The 25,357-nt window shown below is 61.3% G+C and carries 24 protein-coding genes; 12 read left to right on the plus strand and 12 right to left on the minus strand.

What is annotated here, in order from left to right; translation table 11 throughout:
- The first annotated feature begins 143 nt into the window (after positions 1 to 143).
- Entirely contained in the window at positions 144 to 932 is a 789-nt protein-coding gene (locus tag CRO18_RS02675) for a hypothetical protein (RefSeq protein WP_097080963.1), read from the plus strand.
- 120 nt (positions 933 to 1,052) lie between these two features.
- Positions 1,053 to 1,700 carry a hypothetical protein gene (locus tag CRO18_RS02680; RefSeq protein WP_097080964.1) on the plus strand — a complete coding sequence of 216 codons (648 nt, stop codon included), beginning with the start codon at positions 1,053 to 1,055 and terminating at the stop codon, positions 1,698 to 1,700.
- A 73-nt stretch (positions 1,701 to 1,773) separates the two neighbouring features.
- On the opposite strand, the gene CRO18_RS02685 is transcribed toward CRO18_RS02680, so the two are convergent.
- On the minus strand, positions 1,774 to 2,760 hold the full coding sequence (locus CRO18_RS02685; protein ID WP_076485220.1) for a D-glycerate dehydrogenase: 987 nt from the start codon (positions 2,758 to 2,760) through the stop codon (positions 1,774 to 1,776).
- 207 nt (positions 2,761 to 2,967) lie between these two features.
- Here CRO18_RS02685 and CRO18_RS02690 point away from each other — a divergent pair, with 207 nt between their 5' ends.
- The 4 genes from CRO18_RS02690 (at position 2,968) to CRO18_RS02705 (ending at position 5,216) form a co-directional block, all read left to right on the plus strand.
- On the plus strand, positions 2,968 to 3,447 hold the full coding sequence (locus tag CRO18_RS02690) for an SH3 domain-containing protein (protein ID WP_076485303.1): 480 nt from the start codon (positions 2,968 to 2,970) through the stop codon (positions 3,445 to 3,447).
- A gap of 52 nt (positions 3,448 to 3,499) precedes the next feature.
- Positions 3,500 to 4,384: a cation diffusion facilitator family transporter gene (locus CRO18_RS02695; RefSeq protein ID WP_097080965.1), complete on the plus strand. Its 885-nt coding sequence runs from the start codon at positions 3,500 to 3,502 to the stop codon at positions 4,382 to 4,384.
- Positions 4,385 to 4,447: 63 nt separating this feature from the next.
- The gene (locus CRO18_RS02700; RefSeq protein WP_097080966.1) at positions 4,448 to 4,783 is read left to right on the plus strand and encodes a YqjD family protein; all 336 of its coding nucleotides are present in this window, start codon (positions 4,448 to 4,450) and stop codon (positions 4,781 to 4,783) included.
- A 4-nt stretch (positions 4,784 to 4,787) separates the two neighbouring features.
- The gene (locus CRO18_RS02705) at positions 4,788 to 5,216 is read left to right on the plus strand and encodes a hypothetical protein (protein ID WP_097080967.1); all 429 of its coding nucleotides are present in this window, start codon (positions 4,788 to 4,790) and stop codon (positions 5,214 to 5,216) included.
- Positions 5,217 to 5,222: 6 nt separating this feature from the next.
- On the opposite strand, the gene CRO18_RS02710 is transcribed toward CRO18_RS02705, so the two are convergent.
- From CRO18_RS02710 to CRO18_RS02740, 7 genes are all read right to left on the minus strand, one after another.
- A complete protein-coding gene (locus CRO18_RS02710) occupies positions 5,223 to 7,241 on the minus strand; it encodes a M3 family metallopeptidase (RefSeq protein WP_097080968.1) in 2,019 nt (672 codons plus the stop codon).
- Positions 7,242 to 7,334: 93 nt separating this feature from the next.
- Positions 7,335 to 9,521: a 3-hydroxyacyl-CoA dehydrogenase NAD-binding domain-containing protein gene (locus CRO18_RS02715; protein ID WP_097080969.1), complete on the minus strand. Its 2,187-nt coding sequence runs from the start codon at positions 9,519 to 9,521 to the stop codon at positions 7,335 to 7,337.
- A gap of 11 nt (positions 9,522 to 9,532) precedes the next feature.
- Positions 9,533 to 10,744: an acetyl-CoA C-acetyltransferase gene (locus CRO18_RS02720; protein WP_097080970.1), complete on the minus strand. Its 1,212-nt coding sequence runs from the start codon at positions 10,742 to 10,744 to the stop codon at positions 9,533 to 9,535.
- A 187-nt stretch (positions 10,745 to 10,931) separates the two neighbouring features.
- Positions 10,932 to 11,144 (minus strand): hypothetical protein, encoded by a 213-nt coding sequence (locus CRO18_RS02725; RefSeq protein ID WP_076485213.1) that lies wholly within the window; start codon positions 11,142 to 11,144, stop codon positions 10,932 to 10,934.
- Between the two features lie 144 nt (positions 11,145 to 11,288).
- Positions 11,289 to 13,064, minus strand: coding sequence for an acyl-CoA dehydrogenase C-terminal domain-containing protein (locus CRO18_RS02730; protein ID WP_097080971.1), 1,776 nt, complete (start codon positions 13,062 to 13,064; stop codon positions 11,289 to 11,291).
- A 33-nt stretch (positions 13,065 to 13,097) separates the two neighbouring features.
- The gene (locus CRO18_RS02735) at positions 13,098 to 13,481 is read right to left on the minus strand and encodes a MerR family DNA-binding transcriptional regulator (protein WP_170952538.1); all 384 of its coding nucleotides are present in this window, start codon (positions 13,479 to 13,481) and stop codon (positions 13,098 to 13,100) included.
- A 229-nt stretch (positions 13,482 to 13,710) separates the two neighbouring features.
- Positions 13,711 to 14,079: a MerR family DNA-binding transcriptional regulator gene (locus CRO18_RS02740; protein ID WP_076485211.1), complete on the minus strand. Its 369-nt coding sequence runs from the start codon at positions 14,077 to 14,079 to the stop codon at positions 13,711 to 13,713.
- A gap of 130 nt (positions 14,080 to 14,209) precedes the next feature.
- Between CRO18_RS02740 and CRO18_RS02745 the strand changes: the two genes are divergently transcribed.
- The 3 genes from CRO18_RS02745 to CRO18_RS02755 are packed head-to-tail and all read left to right on the plus strand — an operon-like array spanning position 14,210 to position 16,459.
- A complete protein-coding gene (locus CRO18_RS02745; protein WP_076485210.1) occupies positions 14,210 to 14,647 on the plus strand; it encodes a PaaI family thioesterase in 438 nt (145 codons plus the stop codon).
- A complete protein-coding gene (locus CRO18_RS02750) occupies positions 14,644 to 15,156 on the plus strand; it encodes a PaaI family thioesterase (RefSeq protein ID WP_076485209.1) in 513 nt (170 codons plus the stop codon). The genes CRO18_RS02745 and CRO18_RS02750 overlap by 4 nt, the downstream gene beginning before the upstream one ends.
- Positions 15,149 to 16,459, plus strand: a complete 1,311-nt coding sequence (locus CRO18_RS02755; protein WP_097080972.1) for an MATE family efflux transporter — start codon at positions 15,149 to 15,151, stop codon at positions 16,457 to 16,459. Before CRO18_RS02750 ends, CRO18_RS02755 begins: the two co-directional genes overlap by 8 nt.
- 73 nt (positions 16,460 to 16,532) lie before the next feature.
- Here CRO18_RS02755 and trpS read toward each other — a convergent pair whose 3' ends face one another.
- Entirely contained in the window at positions 16,533 to 17,585 is a 1,053-nt protein-coding gene (gene trpS, locus CRO18_RS02760) for a tryptophan--tRNA ligase (protein WP_097080973.1), read from the minus strand.
- Positions 17,586 to 17,671: 86 nt separating this feature from the next.
- Between trpS and CRO18_RS02765 the strand changes: the two genes are divergently transcribed.
- On the plus strand, positions 17,672 to 18,355 hold the full coding sequence (locus CRO18_RS02765; RefSeq protein ID WP_097080974.1) for a rhomboid family intramembrane serine protease: 684 nt from the start codon (positions 17,672 to 17,674) through the stop codon (positions 18,353 to 18,355).
- A gap of 15 nt (positions 18,356 to 18,370) precedes the next feature.
- On the opposite strand, the gene murJ is transcribed toward CRO18_RS02765, so the two are convergent.
- The 3 genes from murJ to CRO18_RS02780 are packed head-to-tail and all read right to left on the minus strand — an operon-like array spanning position 18,371 to position 23,904.
- Entirely contained in the window at positions 18,371 to 19,912 is a 1,542-nt protein-coding gene (gene murJ, locus CRO18_RS02770; protein ID WP_097080975.1) for a murein biosynthesis integral membrane protein MurJ, read from the minus strand.
- Entirely contained in the window at positions 19,909 to 22,674 is a 2,766-nt protein-coding gene (locus CRO18_RS02775) for a [protein-PII] uridylyltransferase (protein WP_097080976.1), read from the minus strand. The genes murJ and CRO18_RS02775 overlap by 4 nt, the downstream gene beginning before the upstream one ends.
- A 54-nt stretch (positions 22,675 to 22,728) precedes the next feature.
- On the minus strand, positions 22,729 to 23,904 hold the full coding sequence (locus CRO18_RS02780) for a penicillin-binding protein activator (RefSeq protein WP_097080977.1): 1,176 nt from the start codon (positions 23,902 to 23,904) through the stop codon (positions 22,729 to 22,731).
- A gap of 96 nt (positions 23,905 to 24,000) precedes the next feature.
- Here CRO18_RS02780 and rsmI point away from each other — a divergent pair, with 96 nt between their 5' ends.
- Entirely contained in the window at positions 24,001 to 24,915 is a 915-nt protein-coding gene (gene rsmI / locus CRO18_RS02785) for a 16S rRNA (cytidine(1402)-2'-O)-methyltransferase (protein WP_097080978.1), read from the plus strand.
- The gene (locus tag CRO18_RS02790) at positions 24,905 to 25,285 is read left to right on the plus strand and encodes a YraN family protein (protein ID WP_097080979.1); all 381 of its coding nucleotides are present in this window, start codon (positions 24,905 to 24,907) and stop codon (positions 25,283 to 25,285) included. The genes rsmI and CRO18_RS02790 overlap by 11 nt, the downstream gene beginning before the upstream one ends.
- The last annotated feature ends 72 nt before the right edge of the window (positions 25,286 to 25,357 follow it).

Here is a 25,357-nt window from a genome sequence, read left to right on the forward strand (position 1 = left end):
GCAGCGAAAAGCGACATACCCACGCGGTGGTGAATTGGCATGCCGCCTGAGCCGCAGGGGTTTACCAATTCGTAAGCTTCCGCGTGAATCGGCGGCCCGGGCGCGGTACAAACAATTTGACACAATTCCCAGCGAGTCCCGCCATGTCTATTCTCGGCTATGTTTCAGCACTTTTGCATATGATCCTGTCTGGGCAGGGCTATGGCCAAAGCCAATCCTCCCAATCATCGGCGTCTTCACAAAGCCCGGCAAAGACAACCCCGACTGCGGCGACCGAACCCGCGTCCCCGGCCCCGCAAACCGAGGGGCTTGGCCAAGTGGGTTTGGCGGTCGAATCAATGTTGTCAGGGCAAAGCGGTGCAGAAAGCGGCACCAATGCGCAGACTGAAACGAGCGACACCACTGCCGTTCTGGCCGGGGCGCAACAAAACGCGGCTTCCTCGGCCGCGCAGACCAACGCATCGCAATCCGAAAACACTGCGGGTCAAGGCTCTAGCGCCGCGCAAGCTGGCCTAGAGAACGCGCAATCGCATGTCACAAATGCCAATGCCCAGTCGGTTCTGGAAGCGCTGCTTGGTCGCCTCGTCGAAGCTGGCGCCGCCACACAAGACGGCAATGATACGGTCATCGACTTGAGCAGCTTGTTCGATGCAGACAGTGGCGCCACCGAATCTGATGCCCGCCGTCTTGCAGAAATGCGCGTCGACGCAAACCGACGCGAAGCGATTTTGGAAAGCATCGCCACCGCCGCAAACCCGGTCGATTCTGTGGCCGCTGGCGTTTCCGAAATGAGCCGGGGCCGCGACGCGATGGAGGCGCTGATGTCGCAAATGACCGGGATGAGCGTGACACAGGGCGCCTATTCCACCTTCTCTTTGGCCGTGGTGGGCCATGAGGCGCAACGGGGTCATAGCATCCGGCTGACACTCTGACGCAACCGCACGCTCGACCTCTGCAATTTACCAACTCACAAGCTCTCGCGTGAAACGCGGGCACAGTTACGGTAAGAAGGAAGGCGAAACATTAGCCCACGCTTGCGTAGCGAGTTTGCCATGCCCTTCGATGGACAGATTTCCAGCTCTTCCGCCGCCACCTCGGTAAGTGCCGCGATGGCCCGCCGTGCCACCCCCGCTGCCGCTATGGCCGCAGGCGGAAACGCGCAAGCCGCTGAAAGTTCGGCGAGCAAACGCAACACGCCCACCGAGGTTGCGCGCATGGGGCGTTCCCTGCCCACCAACGCCGCCGCCGAAACGCTTGTGAAAGCTGCAGCCGAGGCGAAAACGCAAAAAACCGGTGCCTTGGCGATGAGCAAAGAGATCGGCGCCGAAAACCTTGCGGAAATGAAGCAGCGCGAGCCGACCCCGGTCGAGCAAATCCGCAAACAGCAGGCGGGTGGCAAACCGGGGGCAACGATCACGGAACTGACCGACATGATCGCCCAGTCGACCGAGTTGGGCAAGGTGGACCTGTCGCAAACCCGACCCGATGTCACCGAGCAGTTGGCCAAGCAGCGCAGCATCACCGAGCAAAGCATCGAAGCCTCGAATGCAGAGGCAAAAGCCAACTCCCGCGTCAACCTTGCGCAAAAGATGGAACAACGCATGGCCGAGGCCAATGCCGAGAACAGCTATTCCACCGCATCTTTGGCAGCCGTGAGTACGCAGGGGCAAGGCGGCGGTGCCGTGCAGGTGCGGATGTAAAAGCCCGAAAGCTCCTGAACTGAAAACGGCGGCCCCTCGGGACCGCCGTTTTCAGTTCATTCTGGGCAAGGCTTCAAAGAACGCCCGGCACAACCAAATCCGGCGGCCGGTGGCCATCGGCGAAGGTCTTGATGTTCAAGATCACTTTCTCGCCCATCTCAATCCGCCCCTCGATCGTGGCAGACCCCATATGCGGCAAAAGAACGACATTGGGCATTTCGCGCAGCACAGGGTTGAATTCGGTCCCGTGCTCAAACACATCAAGCCCGGCCCCCGCCAATTCCCCCGCTTTCAGCGCCCGCGTCAGCGCATTTTCGTCGATCACTTCGCCGCGCGAAGTGTTCACGATCACCGCTGTGGGCTTCATCAACTTCAGCCGCCGCGCATTGAGCAGGTGGAAGGTCGAGGGCGTATGCGGGCAGTTGACCGAGATCACATCCATCCGCGCGACCATCTGGTCAAGGCTTTCCCAATAGGTCGCCTGCAACTCCGCCTCGGTCTCAGGGCGCAAACGGCGGCGGTTGTGGTAGTGGATTTGCATCCCAAAAGCCGCCGCGCGCCGCGCCACCGCCTGACCGATCCGGCCCATTCCGATGATGCCAAGCCGACGCCCGCCGATGCGACCGCCCAAAAGCGCGGTGGGCGAAAAGCCCTGCCACTCGCCTCGGTTAATCAACGCCAGCCCCTCGGGCACACGCCGCGTCACGCCAAGGATCAATGACATCACCATATCGGCGGTGTCCTCCGTCACCACCCCCGGCGTGTTTGAGACCAGCACGTTACGCGAACGCGCAGAGGCGACGTCAATATGGTCCACCCCGGCCCCGAAATTGGCAATCAGCCGCAACCGGTCGCCCGCCTGCGCGAGCATATTGGCATCAATATGATCGGTCAGCGTCGGCACGAGCACATCGGCATCATGCATCGCAGCGACCAATTCCTCGCGCGTCATCCGCGCATCGGTTTCGCGCAGTTCAACGTCGAACAGTTCTTTCATCCGGGTCTCGACGACTTCGGGCAACCGTCGCGTCACGACAACACTCAGCCGCGGTGCGGGCATGGTTGGCTCTCCTCTCTTCCAATGCGTCTGACTTGGGTGCAAATTGACCGCCAAAGGGGCAAGTTACAAGGCCCGGAGAGAGCAGAAATGACGCTTTTTGGACTTTTGGCGCAATTTTCTTGCGCGCCGCTTGCGCGGATGCGCAGGCAAAAGGCAGGTTTCGCCTGTTTGCTGCTTATACTGGCGGGGCTTTCGGGGGCGCCCGCTATGGCACAAGACAGTGATGCCCTGCCTGAAGTGAAAGTTTCCCCGCAACCCGACCGCGGTCCAGTCACCAATTTGCCGCTGCCACGCTTTGTCTCGCTCAAGGGGGATGAGGGGAATGCCCGGCGCGGTCCCTCGCTCTCGCATCGTATTGATTGGGTGTTCAAACATGCGGGCATGCCGCTTCGGATCACCGCCGAATTCGGCCACTGGCGCCGCGTGGAAGACCGTGATGGGGCAGGCGGCTGGGTGCATTACTCGCTGCTGTCGGGTGTGCGCACGGTGATTGTCGAGGATGACATGACCGAATTGCATGCCCGTGCCGATACCCGTGCCCCGGTGGTCGCACTGGCGGAAATGGGGGCCATTGCCCGGCTCGGCGATTGCAACCGCGATTGGTGTGAGATTTTGGCAGGCGATGCCGATGGTTGGGTGCCCAAGGAGAAAATCTGGGGCGTTACCCCCGATGAAATCCGTGACTGAGCCGCGCGCTTGAGATAGGCAGGGCTCCCACGCCAGCCAGCCGAATCGTGCCATGCCCTATTCTACGCCCTCGCAAAAACTGAACTTGTCTGCTGGGGCGGCCTCTGTCTCTGTCGCGGCGGTTTTGGTTGGGCTCAAGCTCTGGGCGCTTTGGGCAACGGGGGCGCTGTCCATCGCGGCCTCTTTGGCGGATTCGGCGCTTGATCTGCTGATCTCTGCGGCGGGGCTGATCGCGATTGTCTATGCCGCCCGCCCCGCCGATGAAGACCATTCCTTTGGCCATACCTCGGTTGAAGATCTGGTCTCGCTTGGCCAAGCCATTTTCGTAGCCGCTTCTGGTGCCGCGATCCTGTGGACTGGGGTGGAGCGGTTGATTGCCACCACCCCGCCCGTCCTTGCGGATGAAGGCGCTGGCATTGCCGTTATGGCGCTTTCGGCACTGCTGACGGCTGCACTCGTTCTTTGGCAACGCCGGGTGGCCGCGCGCACCGGCAATAAGGTCGTTGCAGCGGACATGCTGCATTACGTGGGCGATTTGCTGCCCACGCTTGGCGCGATGCTCGCGCTTTGGCTTTCGGCCCGCTTTGGCTGGACCCGCGCCGACAGCGTGATTGCGATCATTGCCGCCGCGATCATGCTGCGCGGCGCGTCCAAGATCTTTGTCTCGAGCTGGCACGCGCTGATGGACCGCGCGGCCCCCGACAGCATTGTGAAAAGCATCGCCGAGATCGCAGAAATCTGGCCCGGCGTGCGGGGGTTCCATGACCTCAAGACCCGCACCGCAGGCGCAAAACTCTTTGTGCAGTTGCATATCGAACTTGATGGCGAACAAAGCCTAGAGGCCGCACATGCGATTGCCAAAAGCCTGAAACGCGCGATTTTGGACGCCCATCCGCAAGCGGATGTGATCATCCACATGGATGTCTGGCACGGCTAAGGGGAACTCTTCCGGCTTGGTTTGCGTTGATCCGACAACCGCAACCAAAGACAGGAGGCTTTCATGGCCAGCGCCCAACCCCTTTCCAATTCGAATGGCAAGGTTCCCGCCGAGGTCGCGAAACTTGAAGAGCAAATCGAAAAGCTCAGCGCCGAACTGGCCGAGTTGAGCCGTACCGCGCGCGACTATGGCGCGACGCGAGGCGAGAAATTGGCCGAACAGGCGCAAGAGTTGCGCGCCGAATTGGCCGACCGGTCCGCAAAAGCTGCCGAAATCGCGCGCGAGCGGTTCCTTGATGCCGAAGGCGCGGTCGAGGACCGCGTGCGCGCCAACCCGATGGCTGCGCTTGGTGTAGCCGCAGGTGTCGGCTTTCTCGCAGCCCTTTTGATGAAGCGCTAAGATCATGCGCGAATTGGCACAGCTAGCCCCCGAACTTCTGGGCGCGCTGATGGGCGGGTTTGCCCCGCCCGTGGCCAAGGCGCGCCGCGCCGCGATTGGCACCGGGCTGATCGCGGTTTTTGGGCTTACGGCCTATGTGGCGGCAGCAGTGGCGCTTTGGTTTGCGCTGATGCCGCTGATTGGCCCGGCCTTGTCCGCCCTTGTTTTGGCGGGCTTGGCTCTACTCGCCGTGTTGGTTGTGTGGGCGGTGACGGCGGTTCTCGACGCGCGTGCCAAGGCGCGCGCCCAGGCCGCCCGGTCCGCCGCCTTACAATCAGCGCTAAGCGACACTGCCCTGCAAACCATCCCAAAGTTGATTTCGGAACATCCCGCCGCAACGTTGGCAGTGGCCGCGGGGCTGGTTTTTGCCCTCACCCCGCGCCCAGATCGTTAAGCCGCTTTAGGCGACATCCAAAAGCCCGCGCCCCCTCAGTAGCGGCTCAACGCCGGGCTTTTTGCCGCGAAACGCCATCCAAGCCGCATCGGCTGGCACAGAGCCGCCAACGGAAAGAATGCACTCTTCCAACCGCTTCGCGGTCGCTTCATCAAACGGGCTGCCCGCTTCTTCAAACGCGGCAAAAGCGTCAGCATCCATCACCTCTGACCACATGTAGCTGTAATAGCCCGAGGAATAGCCATCGCCTGAGAAGACGTGCCCAAAATGCGGGGTGGCGTGGCGCATCCGAATGGCCTTGGGCAGGCCAATCTCGGCCAAAACCTCCGCCTGCTTCGCCATCGGGTCTTTGGGGGCTGCGCCTTCATGGAAGGCAAGGTCCACCAGAGCCGAGGCGATGAATTCCACCGTCGCAAATCCTTGATCATAGGTGCTGGCGGCAAGCAGCTTTTGCAACAAAGCTTCGGGCATCGCCGCGCCAGTTTGCCAATGGCGCGCATGCTTTTGCAGCACTTCGGGCACTTCCATCCAATGTTCATAAAGCTGGCTTGGCAGTTCCACGAAATCGCGCGCGACAGACGTACCAGAGACGAATTGATAGGTCACATCCGACAGCATCTGATGCAGGGCATGGCCAAATTCATGGAAAAGCGTCCGCGCATCATCATAGCTGAGCAGGCAAGGGTCACCCTTGGCGAAGTTGCACACATTGACCACGATGGGCCGCGTTTCGCCCCCAAGCTTGGATTGCGAGCGCATCGCCGAACACCACGCGCCCGAGCGCTTTGAGGCGCGCGCGAAATAGTCCCCCAAGAAGACCGCAATATGTTTGCCGCCGCGCGTAACCTCCCAGCCGCGCACATCCGGGTGATAAAACGGGCCGTCGAGCGGTTTGAAGTCTAGCCCGAACAAACGGTTGGCAGTGTCAAAGACCGCGTTCAGCATCGCCTCAAGCGAGAGGTAAGGTTTCAGCGCGGCTTCATCAAAATCATGCTCGGCCACCCGACGCTTTTCGGAATAATAGCGCCAATCCCATGCCTCTAGATCGCCGTTGAGACCATCTTCTTGCAGCATCTCGGTCAGTTTGGCGGCATCGGCCTCTGCCGCGGCTTTGGCGGGCTCCCAAACGCGCATCAACAACTCGCGCACTTGCGCAGGTTCCTTCGCCATTTCGGGTTCCAGCTTATAGGCAGCGAAACTCTCGTACCCCAAGAGCTTCGCGCGTTCCTCGCGCAGCGCCAGAATTTCGGCCGCAAGCGCGCGGTTATCGGTTTCACCGCCATTCGCGCCGCGCGCAGTCCAAGCCTCATAAGCGATCTCGCGCAAATCGCGGCGTGGCGAGAATTGCAAAAACGGCACGATAAGCGAGCGTGACAGCGTCAGCACCGGGCCAGATTGGCCGCGTTCCGCGCCCGCCGCTTTTGCTGCCTCAACCACGAAGTCTGGCAGACCTTCCAACTCGTCTTCAGCCAAGGTGCGGAACCAATCCCGCTCATCCGCCAGAAGGTTTTGCGAAAACTGGGTCGACAGCACCGCCAACAGCGCTTTAATCGCGGTCATCCGCTCGGCCTCGGCCCCTTCCAGCGCCGCACCAGAGCGGATGAACATCTTGTAGTAAAGCTCCAACACACGCGCCTGTTCGCATGTTAGCTCCAGCGTGTCGCGCGCATTCCAAAGGGTTTCAATCCGCGCAAACAACGGTCGGTTCATTGTGACCTCAGAGGCAAAGGCCGCCATTTTCGGCGCCAGATCACGCATCAATGCCTCGCGCGCAGGCGTGCTATCCGCGCCCGAGAGGTTGTAAAAAACGCCCGCGACCCGGTCCAGCGTGGCCTCGGCCAGTTCCATCGCGTCAATGGTGTTGGCAAAGCTCGGTGCATCAGGGGTTTCGGCAATCGCGGCGATATTCGCACGCGCCTCGGAAAGCGCCGCCTCAAAGGCGGGGGCGAAATCGTCATCGGTGATATGGGCGAAATCAGGCAGCGCGAAGGGGCCTTTGCCCGGCGCCAAAAGCGGATTGGTCATGAGAGGTCTCCTTTGCCCACAAGCTAGGCTGCGGGGGCGCAAAGGAAAAGGGGCGGCGCCCGCAGCACCGCCCCTTTCAGCCGTTGCAAAAGGTTAGGCCGCTGCCGCCGCCTGCCCGCCACCGAAGCGCGCATAGAAACTGTCACCCTTGTCGGCAATGTCGCGCAAAAGCGCGGGCGCGTTGAAGCGCGGGCCATAGGCTGCTTCAAGCGCCTCGCAGATTTCCACCGCGCGGGGCGCGCCGATGATATCAAGCCAGGCAAACGGCCCGCCCGACCACGGTGCGAACCCCCAACCCAAGATCGCGCCGACATCGCCTTCGCGAATATCGGTGAGCACGCCTTGTTCAAAGGCCCGCACGGCTTCGAGCACCTGCGCCATCAGCAAGCGGTGCTGCACCTCGGTCAATTCGGGCTGCTCCTCGGCGCGGGGGTATTGATCGGCCAAGCCCTCCCACAGCCCCGCGCGCTTACCACCCGCATAGCTGTAAAAACCCGCATCGGCCTTTTTGCCCAAGCGGCCCTGATCGGCCATCCAGAACACCACCTCATCCACCGCGCCATCGGGATAGGCATCGCCCATCGCCGCTTTGGTGGCTTTGGCGATTTTCACACCCAAATCAATCGAGGTTTCATCGACCAATTGCAGCGGGCCGAGCGGCATCCCCACCAGCTTCGCGGCGTTTTCCACCAACACCGGGTTCACCCCCTCGGCCACCATGCGAATGCCCTCATTGATGTAGGGGATGATGCAGCGGTTGGCGTAGAAGAAGCGCGCATCATTCACAACGATCGGCGTTTTGCGAATGGCGCGGACGAAATCGAGCGCCTTCGCCACGGCCACATCGCCCGTCTGTTCCCCCTTGATGATCTCGACCAAAAGCATCTTATCGACGGGCGAGAAGAAGTGGATGCCGATGAATTGCTCGGGCCGTTTGGAGGCTTTGGCAAGGTGTGAGATCGGCAAGGTGGAGGTATTGGTCGCAAAGATCGCCGTTTCCGGGATCACGGCCTCCGCTTTCGCGGTGACTTCGGCCTTCACGCCCGGATCTTCAAACACCGCTTCCACGATCAGATCGCAGCCTTCAAGCGCGGCATAATCGGTGGTGGCGGTGATGCGAGCCAGCACCTCGGCCTTTTTCTCTTCCGTCACCTTCTTGCGTTGGATGCCCTTGTCGAGAATGCCAGTCGAATAGCTTTTGCCACGATCCGCGGCCTCTTGGCTGGCGTCGATCAGCACCACTTCAATGCCCGCATTGGCCGAGACATAGGCGATCCCCGCACCCATCATACCCGCGCCCAAAATGCCGACTTTCTTGACCGATTGATCCTCGACCTGCGGGCGGTTCGCACCTTTTTCGAGCGCTTCTTTGTTGATGAAAAGCGAGCGGATCATCGCCGAAGACGACGGGTTCAACAGCAGATTTGTGAACCAACGCGCCTCGATCTTGAGCGCGGTATCAAAGGGCACCAGCGCCCCTTCATAGACAGCCGACAAAAGCGCCTTGGCAGCGGGGTAAACCCCCATCGTCTTACCATGCACCATCGCTGAGGCGCCCAAGAAGGTCATGAACCCCGCCGGATGATAGGGCGCGCCGCCGGGCATTTTATACCCCTTGGCATCCCACGGCTTGACCAGATCGCCGTCTTTCGCGGTCAAAACCCAGTCTCGCGCGGCGGCCATCGGGTCTTCGCAGACCTCGTCAATCAGCCCGGCCGCTTTCGCCGCTTTCGGGTTGGAAAGCTTGCCTTCCAGCAAGAAGGGCGCGGCGGCCATTGCCCCCATTTTGCGCACCAACCGCGTGGTGCCGCCACCGCCGGGGAAGATGCCCACCATAATCTCGGGAAGGCCAATCTTGGCCTTCGGATTATCCGCCGCAAAGATCCGATGCGTGGCGAGCGGCAGTTCCAACCCGATGCCCAGCGCCGTTCCCGGCAGCACCGTCACAATCGGCTTGCCACCTTTGAGCGTTTTAGGGTCCATCCCCGCACGTTCGATCTTGCGTAGCACACCATGCAATTGCATCACTCCGTCGAACATCGCCTGCGCGCCACCCGCACGCATTTGCGCAATGACGTTCAGATCCATCCCGCCCGCGAAGTCTTTCTTGGCCGAGGTGATGATCACGCCCTTGCAAGCTTCATCCGCCAAGGCTTGATCAATCAACTGATCAAGCAGGATCAAACCTTCCGTGCTCATCACATTCATCGACTTGGCGACCACATCCCAAGTGATGGTGGCCACGCCATCGACGCCAAGGTCATAGGTGAAATCGGTCATGGTTTCCTCCCTCAGACCCGTTCGATGATGGTGGCAGCACCCATGCCGGATGCGATGCAAAGCGTGGCAAGGCCGGTCGATAGATCGCGCCGCTCCATTTCATCGAGCAGCGTGCCGATGATAATCGCGCCGGTCGCGCCCAGCGGGTGGCCCATCGCCATCGCGCCGCCGTTGACGTTGACCTTATCGGGGCTGACGTCGAACGCCTGCATGAAGCGCAGCACCACAGCGGCGAAGGCCTCGTTCACCTCAAACAGATCAATATCCGAAATGCTCATCCCGCTGTCGCGCAGGATCTTTTCGGTCACCGGCACCGGGCCGGTCAGCATGATGGTGGGATCGGTGCCAATTTTCGCGGTGGCGCGAATGCGCGCGCGGGGCTTGAGCCCATGCGCAATGCCAAATTCTTTGGAGCCCACCAGCACCGCCGCCGCACCATCCACAATCCCCGAGGAGTTCCCGGCGTGGTGGATGTGTTCAATCTTTTCCAGATGCGGGTATTTGAGCAGCGCGACCTTATCAAAGCCGGGCATCACCTCGCCCATATCTTTGAAGCTGGCCTTGAGCTTGCCGAGGTCTTCCATCGTCGTGCCGGGCCGCATGAATTCATCATGGCCCAAGATCGTCAGCCCGTTTTGATCCAGCACCGGAACGATGGATTTGCCAAAGCGGTTTTCGGCCCAAGCTTCCGCCGCGCGGCGCTGACTTTCCACCGCCAAAGCATCCGCGTCTTCGCGGCTAAAACCGTATTCGGTGGCGATCAGATCGGCCGAAATGCCCTGCGGCACAAAATAGGTTTTCAGCGCAAGCGCCGGGTCCACGGCAATCGCAGCCCCGTCCGAGCCCATCGCGACGCGGCCCATCATCTCAACACCGCCCGCGATATAGGCTTGGCCCGCCCCACCCTTCACTTGGTTCGCGGCCAAGTTCACCGCCTCCATGCCAGAGGCGCAAAACCGGTTGATCGAGAGCCCCGGGATCGCTTCATCCAAGCCAGACATCAGCACCGCAGAGCGCGCCAAGCAGCCGCCCTGCTCGCCCACCTGCGTGACATTGCCCCAAATCACATCTTCAACCGCATGGCCCGACAGACCATTGCGTTCCTTCACCGCATTCAGAAGCCGCGCCGACAGCGCGAGCGAGGTCACCTCGTGCAAGCTGCCATCGCGGCGGCCTTTGCCCCGCGGGGTGCGGCAGGCGTCATAGATATAGGCTTCGGTCATTGCTCCTCCTCTGACCCGGTCGGGCCGGTATCCTGTCAGGGCACGTCACGCGCGCCGCTTGATCCCCACCATATTGCAACGAATTGACGTGCGCGTAAGGGGCAAGCAAGCCTCGTGGCGCAACGTCACGCAGCAGGCAAGGCAGATGATGGGGCTCCGCAGTCAGATGCCAAGCAAAAAGGGGCGCTTACGCCTTTCGATCCGGCAATTCAGCCTTAAAGAGCCGCAGCCGCGCAGTCAGGTTTTCGGCATTCGTGACCGAGTTGAAATGCTCAAACAAAAAGCAAAGCGCCTCGTCGGGCGTGATCTCGGCCTCCGCGGCAAAGCGGTGCAGGCTGCGATAGGCGTCATTTGTCATCGCCACCGGAAAGCGGCGCGTCAGGCGCAGGCGTTTGGGCATTGGGCGGTCCTTGCTTTGCGCCAAGCGTAAGGGGGCCGCGCGCCGAAGGCCAGAGCAAACCCGAAACCCTCACGCCGCGATAGAAGAACTGCAGCAAAACAAAATGGGGGCCAAAGCGGCCCCCATTTCCAAAGTTCCAAGATTTCAGAACTGATCCGCCGAGAGCGCCATCACCGGGTCGGCCCCGCTTTCGATCCGCGTCAAATGCATGGAACAGGCCGGCAATTGCCGCGCCATGTAATAGCGCCCGGTGGCAATCTTGCCCTCGTAAAACGCGATATCCGTCGCGCCACCATCAAGTGCGGTATAGGCGGCCTTGGCCATCCGGGTCCACATGAGCCCAAGGCAGACATGCCCCATCATATGCATGAAGTCATAGCTGCCAGAGAGCGCCGCATTGGGGTTTTTCATGCCGTTTTGCATGAAGAACATCCCCGCCGTTTGCAGCTGTTTTGAAGCCACCTTTAGCGCCTCGGTGAAGGACGTCATCCGCGCATCGCCCTCATGCGCTTTGCATTCGGCCTTCACCATTTCGAAAAACGCCATCAAGGGCTTGCCCCCATCGGCGGCGAGCTTGCGGCCCACAAGGTCAAGCGCCTGCACCCCGTTTGCGCCTTCATAGATCATCGTGATCCGCGCATCGCGGGTGAACTGGCTCATGCCCTGTTCTTCAATATAGCCATGCCCGCCCCAGACCTGCTGGGCCTGCACGCAGGCTTCAAAGCCTTTGTCGGTCAGGAACCCTTTGATCACCGGGGTCATCAGCGAAATCAGCCCCTCGGCATCGTGATCTTGCATCAGATGCGCGCGGTCGATCAGCGTCGCACCCCAATAGGTGAAGGCCCGCGCCCCTTCGAGGAAGCTTTTTTGATCCATCAAGCTGCGACGAATATCGGGGTGCACAATCAGCGGATCGGCAGCGCCCCCCGGATTTTCCGCCCCGGTCACAGCGCGGCCTTGAAGCCGGTCTTTGGCGTAAGCGACCGCATTTTGATAGGCCGCCTCGGCCACCGCATAGCCTTGCAAGCCCACGCCCAGCCGGGCTTCGTTCATCATCGTAAACATCGCGCGCATGCCTTTGTGCAGATCGCCCAACAGGTAGCCCGTCGCGCCATCGTAGTTCATCACGCAGGTGGCAGAGCCGTGGATGCCCATTTTATGCTCCACCTTGCCCGCGCTCACCGCATTGCGCGCGCCCAAGCTGCCATCCGCGTTCACAAGGAATTTCGGCACGATGAAAAGCGAAATCCCCTTCGTGCCCTCGCCCCCGCCCGGCGCTTTTGCCAGCACAAGGTGGATGATATTCTCGGCCAAGTCGTGCTCGCCCGCCGAGATGAAAATCTTGGTGCCGGTGATGCTGTAGCTGCCGTCTTCCTGCGGCTCGGCTTTGGTGCGCAGAAGCCCCAGATCGGTCCCGCAATGCGGCTCGGTCAGGTTCATGGTCCCGGTCCAGTCGCAAGCGATCATCTTCGGCAGGAAGGTCGTTTTCTGCTCTTCGGTCCCATGCGCCTCAATCGCCGAGACCGCGCCATGCGTCAGCCCCTGATACATGTTGAACGCCATATTGGAGGAAACGAACATCTCCCCCACCGCGCAGTTGAGCACATAGGGCATGCCCTGCCCGCCATATTCCGGGTTGCAATCGAGCGCGGTCCAGCCGCCCTCTTTCATCGCGGCAAAGGCCGCATCAAAGCCCTTCGGGGTGCGCACAGCGCCATTTTCCAGCACGCAGCCCTCGTGATCGCCAACCGCGTTCAGCGGAGCCAGCACCTCAGACGAGACCTTGCCCGCAGCATCGAGCACAGCCTCGGTGAAATCGCGCTCCATATCCGCATAGCCCGGAACATCTTGCTCGGCCACTTTCAGCAATTCATGCAGCACGAATTGCATATCGCGCACATTGGCGGTGTAACTCGTCATGATCCTCTCCCTTCTCCCGACCCGGGGACAGGATCACTCGGCCGAATTGGCCAGCTTCTCCTCGCCCCAAGCAATCTGCTTCGCCAACTCGTCGATCGCCTGACCGAGTTCGTCGCGCTGGCGCTCCATCTCCTCCAGCCGTTGACGCGCCAATTTCAGCGTCTCGGCCAATTGCGTGCGCTGCTGGTCCCCCATGTCGTAGAGGTCCAGAAGCTGGCGAATATCCTCAAGGCTGAAGCCAAAGCGCTTGCCGCGCAAAATCAGCTTCAACCGCGCCCGGTCGCGCCGGGTAAACAGCCGCTTCTGCCCCTCACGTTGCGGAAACAGCAGCTCTTTCGCCTCGTAGAACCGCAAGGTGCGCGGCGTCACCTCAAAGGCGTCGCACATCTCGCGGATCGTCATCAGTTCGTCACTCATCGTGCCGCCCCATGCTTTCCTTAGGGTAATGTAGGGCGGCGGATGAATTTTCCGAGCCCATATTACATTTGAAGTTGACGTTCGCGTCACCGTAACGTCGCGTCACAGTGACGTTGACGTAATGTCAGGAAGAAAACAGCAGGAAAATGGAAAAACCGTTACGATCCATTGTCATACCGTCGCGGCGGGCGACCGAAAGCGCCCGCGCCCTACGCAATCGTATCTCTTTCTAATCCTTAAGCGTTTCCGCGACATCGTCGCGCAATTGCCGCAAATCGGTGATCGCGGCTTGAAGATCGTCGAGTTGGCCTGTCAGCACGCCAAGCTGGCGATCCGCCAATTCGATCCAAGCGCGGTTTTGCGCCTCGGTGCCTTGGTGATCATAGATCAGCAGCCATTGGCGCAATTCCTCTAGGCTGAACCCAAAGCGCCGCCCGCGCAAAATCAGCGTCATCCGCGCCACTTCGCGGGGCCCATAAAACCGCGCCCGCCCCTCCTTTTGCGGCGAAAGCAGCTCGATATATTCGTAGTAACGCAAGGTGCGCGGCGTCACATCGAAGCGCGCGCACATCTCCTTAAAGCTTAGCACATCTGCCATGGTCTCCCCCCTCCCCTGGGCGATCCAGACTGTCTGCGCGGAAGCTAACGCTTGGGACAGGCTGCTTCAACTCCCCATCCGCTTGCGCTTGGCGCGCCGTCGCGGCATCGTTTGCCAAACGGAGGGCAGCATGAGCGCGGATAAACTCACTTTGGCGCGGCAATTCATCGAGGCGATCCCGCATGCGCAGGCGCTGGAAATGCGGTTTGAATCCCTTGGCGACGGCAAAGCCGTGCTGTCGATGCCGTGGCGCGAGGAATTGGTCGGCGATCCGCGCACCGGGGTGATTCATGGCGGCGCGGTTTCCGCGCTGATGGATACCTGCTGTGGCGCGGCCGTGATCAGCCACCCAGAAACGCCCGCAGGAACCGCGACGATTGATCTGCGGATCGACTATATGCGCGCCGCGACGCCCCGCCAGCGCATTACCGCGCGCGCAGAGGTCTATCACATGACCCGCACCGTCGCCTTTTTGCGTGCCACCGCGCATGATGAAGAAGATGGGCTGCCCGTGGCCACCGCCACCGGGGCTTTTACCGTCGAACGCCCGAAAGGGGGTGCGCAATGAGCCGCCCGAAACCCGAACCCGTTCAAGTGGTCAAACAACGCCGCGATGCCGCTTTGCGCGCGCTGGTCTCTGGCGTGCCCTATATCCGCTTTTTGGGCATTGAGTTTGAACGCCGCGGCGATGAGCTGACCGCCGTTTTGAACTATGACAACAAGCTGATCGGCAACCCATTGCTGCCCGCGCTGCATGGCGGTGTGACAGCGGCGTTCATGGAAGTGGCCGCGATTATGGAACTGAGCTGGTCCACGCTTTGGGAAGATATCGAAGCGGGGCGGATTGATCTGACCGCGCCCGATCCGGTACTGCCGCGCCTGCCCAAAACCATTGACTTCACTGTGGATTATCTGCGCTCCGGCCTGCCGCGCGATGCCTATGCCCGCGCGCGGGTAAATCGCTCTGGGCGGCGCTATGCCTCCGTGCATGTGGAGGCGTGGCAAGACAATCGCGCCAAGCTGTTTGCCCAAGCCACAGGGCATTTTCTGATGCCGGACCGCAGCGCGGATGTCTGAGGTTACCCACCGCCGCGTTTTAAAAATAGCGGCTCCGATCGTGATCTCCAATGCCACTGTGCCGCTTTTGGGCGCGGTGGATACCGGCGTTGTCGGCCAACTGGGGGCGGCGGCACCTATTGGCGCGGTCGGGATTGGCGCGGTGATCCTCGCCTCGGTCTATTGGATCTTTGGCTTTTTGCGCATGGGCACCACCGGGCTTGTGGCCCAAGCCAAGGGCGAGGGGGACAGCGAAGAGATCGCCGCCGGGCTGTTGCGCGCACTTCTTATCGCCGGGGCGGCAGGGCTCGGGCTGATCGCCTTGCAACTGCCTCTTTTCTGGGCCGCCTTCCAAATCGCCCCCGCCTCAGAAGAGGTGGAAGCTTTGGCGCGGCAATATCTGGCCATCCGCATCTGGGGCGCCCCCGCCACCATTGCACTTTACGCCTTCACCGGTTGGCTAATCGCGCTGGAGCGCACCCGCGCGGTGCTGCTGTTGCAAGTGGCGATGAACGGGCTGAATGTTGGGCTCGACCTCTTGTTTGTTTTGGGCTTTGGCTGGGGCGTGCAAGGCGTCGCCGGGGCCACCTTGATCTCAGAGCTTGCCGGGCTGGCCTTAGCGTTGTGGCTTACCCGTTCGGCTTTTGCCGCGGGGCTTAGCCGGGCTGCGCTCTTCTCAGCCGCGCCGCTCAAACAAATGGCACGCGTCAATACCGATATCATGATCCGTTCGGTGATCTTGCAAGGCAGCTTCACCACCTTCTTGTTCCTTGGCGCGGGGCAAGGGGATGTGAAACTCGCCGCCAATCAGGTGCTGTTGCAGTTTTTGCAAATCACCGCCTTCGCGCTGGATGGCTTTGCCTTCGCCGCTGAAAGCCTTGTCGGCCAAGCCGTGGGCGCACGGGCCCCCGCACGGCTGCGGCGCGCCGCCATCGTTTCGGCGCAATGGGGTGTCGCGGGCGCAGTGGCGCTTGGGGTGGTGTTCACGCTCTTTGGCGGACCAATCATTGACCTCATGACCACGGCCCCGATGGTACGCGAGGTCGCGCGCGATTTCCTGCCTTGGCTCATCGCCGCGCCGCTGATTGGCATTGCCTCATGGATGTTTGACGGCATCTTCATCGGCGCCACACTTACGCGCGAGATGCGCAATGCGATGATCTTTTCAGTAGCGGTCTATATTGCCGCGCTTTTCGTGCTGGTTCCCACCTTTGGCAACCACGGGCTTTGGGCGGCGCTGATGGTGCTCAACGCCACGCGCGGCGTGGCGATGGGGCGGCTTTATCCGCGCGCCGAATTGAAAGCGGCCCCCAGATCGCTCTAGGGGCCGCCAAATCTTACCTTCGACTGTGTCGAAATATCCCGGGGGTCCGGGGGCAGCGCCCCCGGCTTTTGGCTCAGCGCGAGCGGATCATCCCCATGATCTCCAGCGCTTTCGCCAAGATCGGCTGGGCAATCTCATCGGCCTTCGCCGCGCCTTCGCCCAAGATCCGGTCAATCTCGGCGGGGTCGTTCATCAGCCGGCTCATTTCCGTGCTGATCGGCTCCAACTTCGAAACCGCCAAATCGGCCAAAGCCGGTTTGAAGGCGCCAAAGCCCTGCCCGCCAAAGTCGCCCAACACTTGCGTGGGGGTCATATCGGCCAGCGCCGCATAGATGTTCACAAGGTTGCGCGCCTCGGCCCGGCCCTCAAGCCCCTCCACCGTTTCCGGCAGCGGCTCGGGATCGGTCACCGCCTTGCGGAACTTCTTGGCGATCGTATCGGCGTCATCCGTGAGGTTGATGCGGCTTGCATCCGACGGGTCGGATTTCGACATTTTCTTCGAACCATCGCGCAGGCTCATCACCCGCGTGGCGGCCCCTTCGATCAGCGGCAGCGGCGCGGGGAAGAAATCGACACCATAGTCATGGTTGAACTTCGCGGCGATGTCGCGCGTCAACTCCACATGCTGCTTTTGGTCCTCGCCCACCGGCACCATCGTCGCATGATAAACCAAAATATCCGCCGCCATCAGCGAGGGGTAAGCAAACAGGCCAAGCGACTGCTTCTCGGCATTTTTGCCCGCCTTGTCCTTCCACTGCGTCATGCGGTTCATCCAGCCCATCCGCGCGACACAGTTGAGAGCCCAGCCCAGCTCTGCATGGGCCGACACTTGGCTTTGATTGAACAAGATCGACCGCGACGGGTCGATGCCCGAGGCCAAGAAGCCTGCCGCCGCTTCACGCGTTTGCCGCTTCAAGGCTTCCGGATCTTGCCACACCGTGATCGCATGCAGATCGACCAAGCAATAGATCGTCTCGATCCCCTCATCTTGCTTTTGTGCAAAACGCTTCAGCGCCCCCAAATAGTTGCCCAGCGTCAAGTTGCCCGAGGGCTGGATGCCGGAAAAAATGCGCGGCGTGAACTTGGCGTTGATATCTTCGGGAGTTTCTAGGGCTTTGGCAGTCATGATAGGGCTCCGGGCTGGAAATACGGACCATCAGCGCTTATCGCTAAAGGGCGCGCGGCGCAATGTTGCGCCCGAAGGGAGAGACAATGCATCACGGCTATAACGAAAAACCAGTCAACCCGCTGCCCACCGTGGTTTGGATACTGGTCGCGCCGATGATCGTCACTGAGATCATCTTTGCGCTGGCAAATACGGGCGTTATGGGCACCAGCGCGATTGGCTGGCGCTATGAGATTTTAGGCCAGTTGGGCTTCGACCCAGAGAGCTTCCGGCGCATGATCGCGGTGCAAGATTGGTCGGTGCGCCCGCTCGCGACGCTGATCAGCTATGCCTTTGTGCACACAAGTCTGACGCATGCGGCCTTTGTGGTGGTATTCACCCTCGCGATTGGCAAATTCGTGGGCGAGGTGTTTGCCGGTTGGGCCGTTGCCGCGGTCTTTCTGGGCGCCTCGATCTTGGGCGGGCTCGTCTATGCGCTGATGCCCTTTACCAGCGGCTTTTTGATCGGCGGCTATCCGGGCGCTTATGGGCTGATTGGCGCCTTCACATGGCTTTTGTGGATGAAGCTTGGCCCCGGTGACCCGAACCGGATGCGGGCGTTTTCGTTGATCGGGATGCTGGCAGGTTTGCAATTGGTCTTTGGCGCGCTTTTCGGTGCGCGCCCCGATTGGATCGCGCAATTCGCGGGCTTTGGCGTGGGCTTCTTGCTCAGCTTCATCGTCGCGCCCGGCGGCTGGCGGCACCTGCTGCGCAAGCTGCGCAAACGCTAAAATTGGCGGGGGCCGTTACCGGCCCCGCCGCACCGCCGATTTAAAATCGCTCAGCCGGAACGCACCAATCACCGCACCGGACCCGAAATAGCTGACAATCCCGATCCCAATCAGCCCAGCAAGCGCCAAGTAGCGCCAGCTTGCCATATGCAGCGCGGGGTCAAGGAACAGATCGCCAAGCCAAAGGCATAGCCCCATCACGGCAGAGGCCACGGCAATGCGCGGCGCACGTTTGCGCAATCCATCATCCAGCGTGACGCTTTCGCCCATCGCGCGGCTACCAAGCCACAACTGCACCACCATCACCCAAGCGGCGAGTGTGGTGGCCAGCGCGGCGGCGATATAGCCCAAAAGGAACGCCAACCCCACCGCGAGCACCGCATTCACCACCATCGCAACGAGCGCGTAATGGAACGGGCTGCGGGTATCTTCGCGGGCAAAGAACAAGGGTTGCAGCACCTTTTGCAGCACGAAAGCGGGCAGCCCCACGCCATATACCGCCACCGCCAACGCTGTCGCCACCGTGTCTTCCGGGCCAAAACGGCCGCGCTCAAACAAGACCGTCGTCAACGGCTCGGCGATCACGACCAGCGCAACGGCGGCGGGCAGCGTGAGGGCAAGGCAAAACTCGGTCGCGCGGTTGAAACTATGCCGCGCGCCTGCGGCATCGCCGTTTTGCAAGCGGCGCGACAGGTCCGGCAACAGCACCACACCAATCGCAATCGCCACCACGCCGAGCGGCAATTGATAAAGCCGGTCGGCGTTATAAAGCCACGCCACCGCATCGTCGAAATAGCTGGAGACCTGCCGCCCAACGAGCAGGTTGATCTGCACCACCCCGCCCGCAAGCATGGCCGGCGCAGCCACCGCAGCAAGCCGCTTCATATCGGGCGAAAGCCGAGGCAAGCGTGGGATCAGGCGGATACCTGCGCGCCGCGCCGCCTCCCAAACGAGCGCTAGCTGCGCCACCCCAGCCACCGGAACCGCCCATGTGATGGCAAGCCCCGGATCGAGCCCAAACCGCGGTACCGCCCAAAGCGCCGCGACGAACGTAAGGTTCAAAAGCACCGGCGCCGCCGCCGCCGCCGCAAAACGCCCGGAGGCATTGAGAACACCCGAGGCAAGCGCAGCAAGCGAGATGAACAGAATGTAGGGGAAGGCGATCCGCGAGAAACCGACGGTCAGATCGAACTTCTCGCCCTCAAACCCAGAGGCCATAAGATAGACAAGCCCGGGCATGAACAGTTGCGCCACGAGCGTCAGGGCCAGTACGACCGTCGCCAATCCCGCCATTGCCTCGCGCGCAAACTCCTCCGCCCCGGCGCCGCTTTCTAGCTTTTTGGAAAACATTGGCACGAAGGCGGTGTTGAACGCGCCTTCTGCAAAGAAGCGGCGAAACATATTGGGCAGCGAAAATGCCACGATGAAGGCCTGCGCGGCAGGCCCCGTCCCCAAAACAGCGGCAATCCAAGCGTCGCGCACAAAGCCAAGGATGCGGCTCGCCATCGTCCAGCCGCCCACCGTAAAAAAGCCGCGCACCAAACGGATCGGTGTCATGATTGTTCTGCCGCCCTTTCGGCCCCACGCGTGATCGCCTCACGCAGGCGTTTTTCCAGCGCCTCTTGGCGCGATTTGGAATGCAGCTTCAGCCCGAACATGTCTTTTACATAGAAGGTGTCGACCACCTGCGCGCCATAGGTCGCGATCACCGCAGAGGCGATATAGATGTTCGAAGCCGCCAAGGCCCGCGTCAGATCATAAAGCAGGCCGGGCCGGTCACGGGTATCCACCTCGACGATCGTATAGATATCCGAGCCTTCGTTGTCGATGGTGACATGGGTCGGGAATTTGAACTCGCGTTCGCGCTTTTTGAGCTTATCGCGGTCTTTCAGCGCATCACGCGCGACCACCTCGCCCTTGAGCGTGCGCTCGATCATTTTGCGCAGACGCGGCAGGCGCGAGGCCTCATAGGGGTGACCCTCGGCATCCTGAATCCAAAAGACCGCCGTCGCATAGCCATCTTTGGAGGTATAGGTGCGCGCGTCCACGACGTTTGCGCCCACCAGCGCCAGCGCCCCGGCAAGCCGCGAGAAGATACCCGGGTGATCACCGAGCGCGAAAGAGGCACGCGTGGCGTCGTGATCCGGGTCTGGATGCAGGTCGATGCGAATCTCGTCATCGCTCAAGCCACGCAAGAGCTTGGCCAAATCGGCATGGGTGCCGGTGGTCAGGCCCTGCCAGTACGGGTCATAATGGCGGGCAAGTTCCGCCCGCAGATCTTTGGCATCCCAATCCGCAAGCGCTTCGCGCAAGGCCTTCTTGGCGGCATCCGAGCGTTGCGCACGGTTCACCGCCTCAAGCCCATGTTCCAGCGCGCGCGCGGTTTCCGAATGCAACCGCCGTAGAAGCGAGGCTTTCCAGTTGTTCCACACATTCGGACCAACGCCGCGAATGTCGCAAACCGTCAGCACCGTGAGCAGATCGAGCCGCTTGCGGTTTTTCACCTGTTTGGCGAATTCGCGGATCGTGCGCGGGTCGCTCAGGTCGCGTTTTTGCGCCACATCGGACATCAGCAGGTGGTTGCGGATAAGCCATTCCACGGTTTCGCAATCTTCCGCATTCAGCCCAAGCCGCGGCGCCACTTTGCGCGAGATTTTCGCCCCAAGGATCGAATGATCCTCGGGCCGTCCTTTGCCGATGTCATGCAAAAGCAGCGCCACATAAAGCACGCGGCGGTTCACCCCCTCGTCCAAGATATGCGACGAGAGCGGCAGATCTTCGGTCAACTCACTGCGCTCGATCTGCGCGAGCGTCGAAATCACCTGAATCGTGTGCTCGTCCACCGTGTAGCTGTGATACATGTTGAACTGCATCATCGCTACAATCGGCTCAAACTCGGGGATGAAGGCGGCCAAAACGCCCATTTCATTCATCCGCCGCAAGGCACGTTCCGGGTTGCCGTGCTTCAAAAGCAGATCGAGAAAGATCCGCGCGGCTTCCCTGTCTTCGCGCATTTTGTCGTCGATGCGGCGCAGGTTGGCCGAAATCAGCCGCATCGCATCAGGGTGGATCAACATCCCCGTGCGCAAAGCCTCTTCAAAGATCCGCAGGAAATTGAGCGGGTCCGACAGAAAGGCATCGCGGTCCGAAATATTGATCCGACCGATGTCATCGATGAAAGGCGCCATCAGCGGGCGACGGCGACGGAACAGCCGCTTGAGCACCGGGGCGGGCTTGGCGTGCTGTTGTTCCAGCACCGTCAAAAAGATCCGCGTGACCTCCCCCACCTGGGTGGCATGGCGGAAATAATGCTGCATGAAGACCTCAACCCCACGGCGGCCGGCCATGTCGCTGAACCCCATGCGCCTTGCCACCTCCACTTGCGCATCGAAAGACAGCTGATCTGAGGCGCGGTTGGCGATCAGATGCAAATGACAGCGCACCGCCCAAAGGAAGTCTTCGGCCTGTTGGAAGGCCCGAAATTCCTCGACGGTGAACACCCCCAAGCCCACAAGATCTGCGGTGTCATTCACGCCGTGGATATATTTGGCGATCCAGTAAAGCGTTTGCAGGTCACGCAACCCGCCCTTGCCCTCTTTCACGTTCGGCTCAAGCACATAGCGTTGCCCGCCTTGGCGGCGGTGACGCTCGGCCCGTTCGGCAAGCTTCGCCTCAATGAACTCCGGCCCGGTGGATTTGAAAAGGTCGTTGCGCAGGGTCTGGTCGAGCTTTTCGGCCAAAGGCGCATCGCCACAGATCGGGCGGTTTTCCAAAAGCGCGGTGCGGATCGTGATATCTTCACGGCCAAGGCGCAGGCAATCATCCACCGTGCGGGAGGAATGGCCGACCTTCAGCTTCAGATCCCACAGCATATAGAGCATGCTTTCGATCACGCTCTCGGCCCAAGCGGTGATCTTGTAGGGCGTCAGGAACAAGAGATCGACGTCGGAAAACGGTGCCATCTCGGCACGGCCATAACCGCCCACAGCCAGCACCGAGATATTCTCCGCCGCGGTCCGCGGCTGTACCGGATGCAGCCGCGTGGTCGCAACGTGGAAAACCGCGCACACCAGCCCATCGGTCATATTGGCATAGGCCTGCACCGTGGCTTCGGCGCTGCGAGGATGGGTCTCGAAATCCGCCACGATCTGCGGCAGCGCCATCTCTCGCTGTTCGGAGAGGAACTTCACCGTCTCTGCCCGCAGACCTTTTGCATCCGTTGCCGTCAGCCGCGCATCAAGCGCAGTCAAAAGTGCGGGGGTATCGAAAAGCAAGGGCGCCCCGGCATCTGCCGGGGCGATCAGTTTAGTGTCACTCACGTGAGCCTCATGTCCCTATTGGCCTCGCGGCACGGGTTGGGTTGGGCGGTCGGCTTAGAAGCCGAACCCGCCGAAAGAGCGCGGCGCCGCATCAATCACGACCACCCGCCCGTCACGAATTTCAGCCACAGCAAGGCCGCGTTCATTGGTGCCATCGGGGCGCAGACGGAAGATACCATTCACGCCAACAAAGCCCGAGGGTTGGGTCAGCGCGGCGCGGCCCAGCGGGTCGGGATTGCGCGATTTCACCAACGCACCAATCGCCGCGATCCCATCATAGGCAAGCCCGGCGATCGGATGCGGCGCGGAGCCATAGGCCGTTTGATAGCGCGCGCTGAACCGCTCATTAAGGTTCGGATCAGGCAATGCGAACCACCCCCCTTGCAGCCCCGGCAGCGCCATTGCGGCAGGCGGCGTGTCCCACCGGGTCAGGCCGATAAATTTGGTGACGGCGGGGTTCACGCCCTGCTCGGGCAACATCTGCGCCAAAAGCGGCAGCGCACCGCCCGCGTCGGAGGTGATAAAGAGCGCATCCACCCCGCCCGCTTTCACACGGCTGGCGATTTGCGGCACGGCATTGACCACATCGGTTTGCGAATAGGGGAAGCTCACCTCACCCGCGACCGAGCCACCAAAGCGCCCAACGGCGGTTTTGATCGCACTGGCGCCCACTTGGCCCGCAAGCGTCTGCTCGCTCACAACCAAAATCCGGCGCTTGCCTTGCGACACGGCGAAGGACGCCATCCGGTTCGCGGTATTGGGGAAAGTCGGCCCCAAGACAAAGAGGTTGCCCCCCGCAATATCGGTGTTGTTGGAAAAGGCCAGAACGCTCACACCACGATCCGCCACCGCGACAGCTGCCGCATTGGCAGAGCCGGAATAAACCGGGCCTAGAATGATCTTTGCCCCCTCATCCACGGCTTTTGTCGCCATCGCAGCGGCCTGCGCGGGCTGTGCGCCAGTGTTGTAGATGCGCAGGTCGATCTTCACGCCATTGAGGTCAGAAATCGCCAATTCCGCAGCTTGGCGCAGCGATGTTGCCAAGAATTCGTCATTCGTCTCCCCCGAGCCAGAGGGGACAAGAAGCGCCACGGGCACGGCTTCGCCCGCGCCAAGGCTCGGACCAGCACCGCCACCGGGAATCGGTTCGCAAGCTGCCAGCCACAAAGCTGAGAACAGAATGAACAGCCGCAACAGGGGGTTGCGGGGGATGCGCAAAGTAGCGAACATGAAATGGGCCTCCGGATCGGCGGGGGTTTAACTGTGGCGAACCCTAAGCGTTCCGCCTTAATAAGTAAACTTGGCTTGGCAGCGGGACGCATAACCATGACAGCGGATAACGACTTGGGCGAAAGCGTGCCGATGCAAAACGAAACCTTCGGCGGCGCGCCGCGCAAACCGGCTCCGGGGCTGCACTTCATTGCCACCCCAATCGGCACTGCGCGCGACATTACCCTGCGCGCGCTGGATATTTTGCGCATGGCCGATGTGCTTGCCGCCGAAGACACACGCACCTTGCGCCATCTGATGGAAATTCACGGTATTCCGCTCAATGGCCGCGCGGTGGTGGCCTATCACGATCATAATGGCGAGCAGGCCCGACCCCGGCTGTTGGCGGCTTTGGCAGAAGGCAAATCGGTTGGCTATGCGTCCGAGGCAGGCACGCCCTTGGTGGCGGACCCCGGATTTCAATTGGGCCGCGCCGCCATTGCCGAGGGCTGTGATGTCTTTGCCGCGCCCGGGCCCTCTGCGGTGCTCGCCGCGCTGACCGTCTCTGGCCTGCCGTCGGATCGGTTCCTATTTGCGGGCTTTCCGCCCAACACGCAAAGCGCGCGCCGCAAGTGGCTTTCTGAAATGGCTGATCTGCAAGCCACGGTGATCTTTTATGAATCCCCCAAACGGGTGGCGGCCATGCTCGCCGATCTGGCGGAAACCTTTGGGCCCGAGCGTCGCGCCGTTTTGTGCCGCGAACTCACGAAACGCTTTGAAGAAGTGCGCCGGGGTACAGTGGCGGAACTGATCGAGAGCCTCGAAACCGCGCCCATCAAGGGTGAGATTGTGGTGTTGTTGGATCGCCCGCACGGCCCCCGCTTTGGCCCCGAAGATATTGATGCCGCGTTGCGCGATAGGCTTGGCCGGATGCGGGTGAAGGAGGCGGCGAGCGAGGTTGCGCAAGCCTTGGGCCTGCCCCGGCGCGAGGTCTACCAACGCGCGCTTGCGCTTGACCGCGATGAGGAATGACCGCCGTAGCACGCGGGGCCGCATGGCCCATCACGCGGGCCTTGCTGCCGAGGCACAGGTGGCCCAACACTACGAACGCGCGGGATTTTCGATCCTCGCCTCCCGCTGGCGCGGCCAATATGGCGGCGAGATTGATCTGATCGTTTCGCGCGATGGCGTGGTGGTCTTTGTCGAGGTGAAACACTCCGTCACACATGCAAGCGCCGCCGAACATCTGCTCCCCAAGCAACTGAACCGCATCGCGCTTTCGGCGGAAGAGTTCGTCGCCGCCCGCCCAGAACTGGCCGCAACAGACATGCGGCTGGACCTTGCGTTGGTCGATCAGCGCGGCGTTATCGAAATTGTCGAAAATGCACATATATTCGGCTGAAGTCCTCACGGGCTGTTCACCACGCTGCGGATTGCATCGCCTCCCCGCGCGGGGCATCTAGAGATGAATGAA

Origin of the sequence: Rhodobacter sp. JA431, from assembly GCF_900217725.1 — a bacterium.
In the GTDB taxonomy this organism is placed as follows: Bacteria; Pseudomonadota; Alphaproteobacteria; order Rhodobacterales; family Rhodobacteraceae; genus Rhodobacter; species Rhodobacter aestuarii.

Coding starts and splice junctions, on each gene's coding strand:
- CRO18_RS02675 (WP_097080963.1), top strand. CDS start 144: ATGTCTATTCTCGGCTATGTTTCAGCACTTTTGCATATGATCCTGTCT.
- CRO18_RS02680 (WP_097080964.1), top strand. CDS start 1,053: ATGCCCTTCGATGGACAGATTTCCAGCTCTTCCGCCGCCACCTCGGTA.
- CRO18_RS02685 (WP_076485220.1), bottom strand. CDS start 2,760: ATGCCCGCACCGCGGCTGAGTGTTGTCGTGACGCGACGGTTGCCCGAA.
- CRO18_RS02690 (WP_076485303.1), top strand. CDS start 2,968: ATGGCACAAGACAGTGATGCCCTGCCTGAAGTGAAAGTTTCCCCGCAA.
- CRO18_RS02695 (WP_097080965.1), top strand. CDS start 3,500: ATGCCCTATTCTACGCCCTCGCAAAAACTGAACTTGTCTGCTGGGGCG.
- CRO18_RS02700 (WP_097080966.1), top strand. CDS start 4,448: ATGGCCAGCGCCCAACCCCTTTCCAATTCGAATGGCAAGGTTCCCGCC.
- CRO18_RS02705 (WP_097080967.1), top strand. CDS start 4,788: ATGCGCGAATTGGCACAGCTAGCCCCCGAACTTCTGGGCGCGCTGATG.
- CRO18_RS02710 (WP_097080968.1), bottom strand. CDS start 7,241: ATGACCAATCCGCTTTTGGCGCCGGGCAAAGGCCCCTTCGCGCTGCCT.
- CRO18_RS02715 (WP_097080969.1), bottom strand. CDS start 9,521: ATGACCGATTTCACCTATGACCTTGGCGTCGATGGCGTGGCCACCATC.
- CRO18_RS02720 (WP_097080970.1), bottom strand. CDS start 10,744: ATGACCGAAGCCTATATCTATGACGCCTGCCGCACCCCGCGGGGCAAA.
- CRO18_RS02725 (WP_076485213.1), bottom strand. CDS start 11,144: ATGCCCAAACGCCTGCGCCTGACGCGCCGCTTTCCGGTGGCGATGACA.
- CRO18_RS02730 (WP_097080971.1), bottom strand. CDS start 13,064: ATGACGAGTTACACCGCCAATGTGCGCGATATGCAATTCGTGCTGCAT.
- CRO18_RS02735 (WP_170952538.1), bottom strand. CDS start 13,481: ATGAGTGACGAACTGATGACGATCCGCGAGATGTGCGACGCCTTTGAG.
- CRO18_RS02740 (WP_076485211.1), bottom strand. CDS start 14,079: ATGGCAGATGTGCTAAGCTTTAAGGAGATGTGCGCGCGCTTCGATGTG.
- CRO18_RS02745 (WP_076485210.1), top strand. CDS start 14,210: ATGAGCGCGGATAAACTCACTTTGGCGCGGCAATTCATCGAGGCGATC.
- CRO18_RS02750 (WP_076485209.1), top strand. CDS start 14,644: ATGAGCCGCCCGAAACCCGAACCCGTTCAAGTGGTCAAACAACGCCGC.
- CRO18_RS02755 (WP_097080972.1), top strand. CDS start 15,149: ATGTCTGAGGTTACCCACCGCCGCGTTTTAAAAATAGCGGCTCCGATC.
- trpS (WP_097080973.1), bottom strand. CDS start 17,585: ATGACTGCCAAAGCCCTAGAAACTCCCGAAGATATCAACGCCAAGTTC.
- CRO18_RS02765 (WP_097080974.1), top strand. CDS start 17,672: ATGCATCACGGCTATAACGAAAAACCAGTCAACCCGCTGCCCACCGTG.
- murJ (WP_097080975.1), bottom strand. CDS start 19,912: ATGACACCGATCCGTTTGGTGCGCGGCTTTTTTACGGTGGGCGGCTGG.
- CRO18_RS02780 (WP_097080977.1), bottom strand. CDS start 23,904: ATGTTCGCTACTTTGCGCATCCCCCGCAACCCCCTGTTGCGGCTGTTC.
- rsmI (WP_097080978.1), top strand. CDS start 24,001: ATGACAGCGGATAACGACTTGGGCGAAAGCGTGCCGATGCAAAACGAA.
- CRO18_RS02790 (WP_097080979.1), top strand. CDS start 24,905: ATGAGGAATGACCGCCGTAGCACGCGGGGCCGCATGGCCCATCACGCG.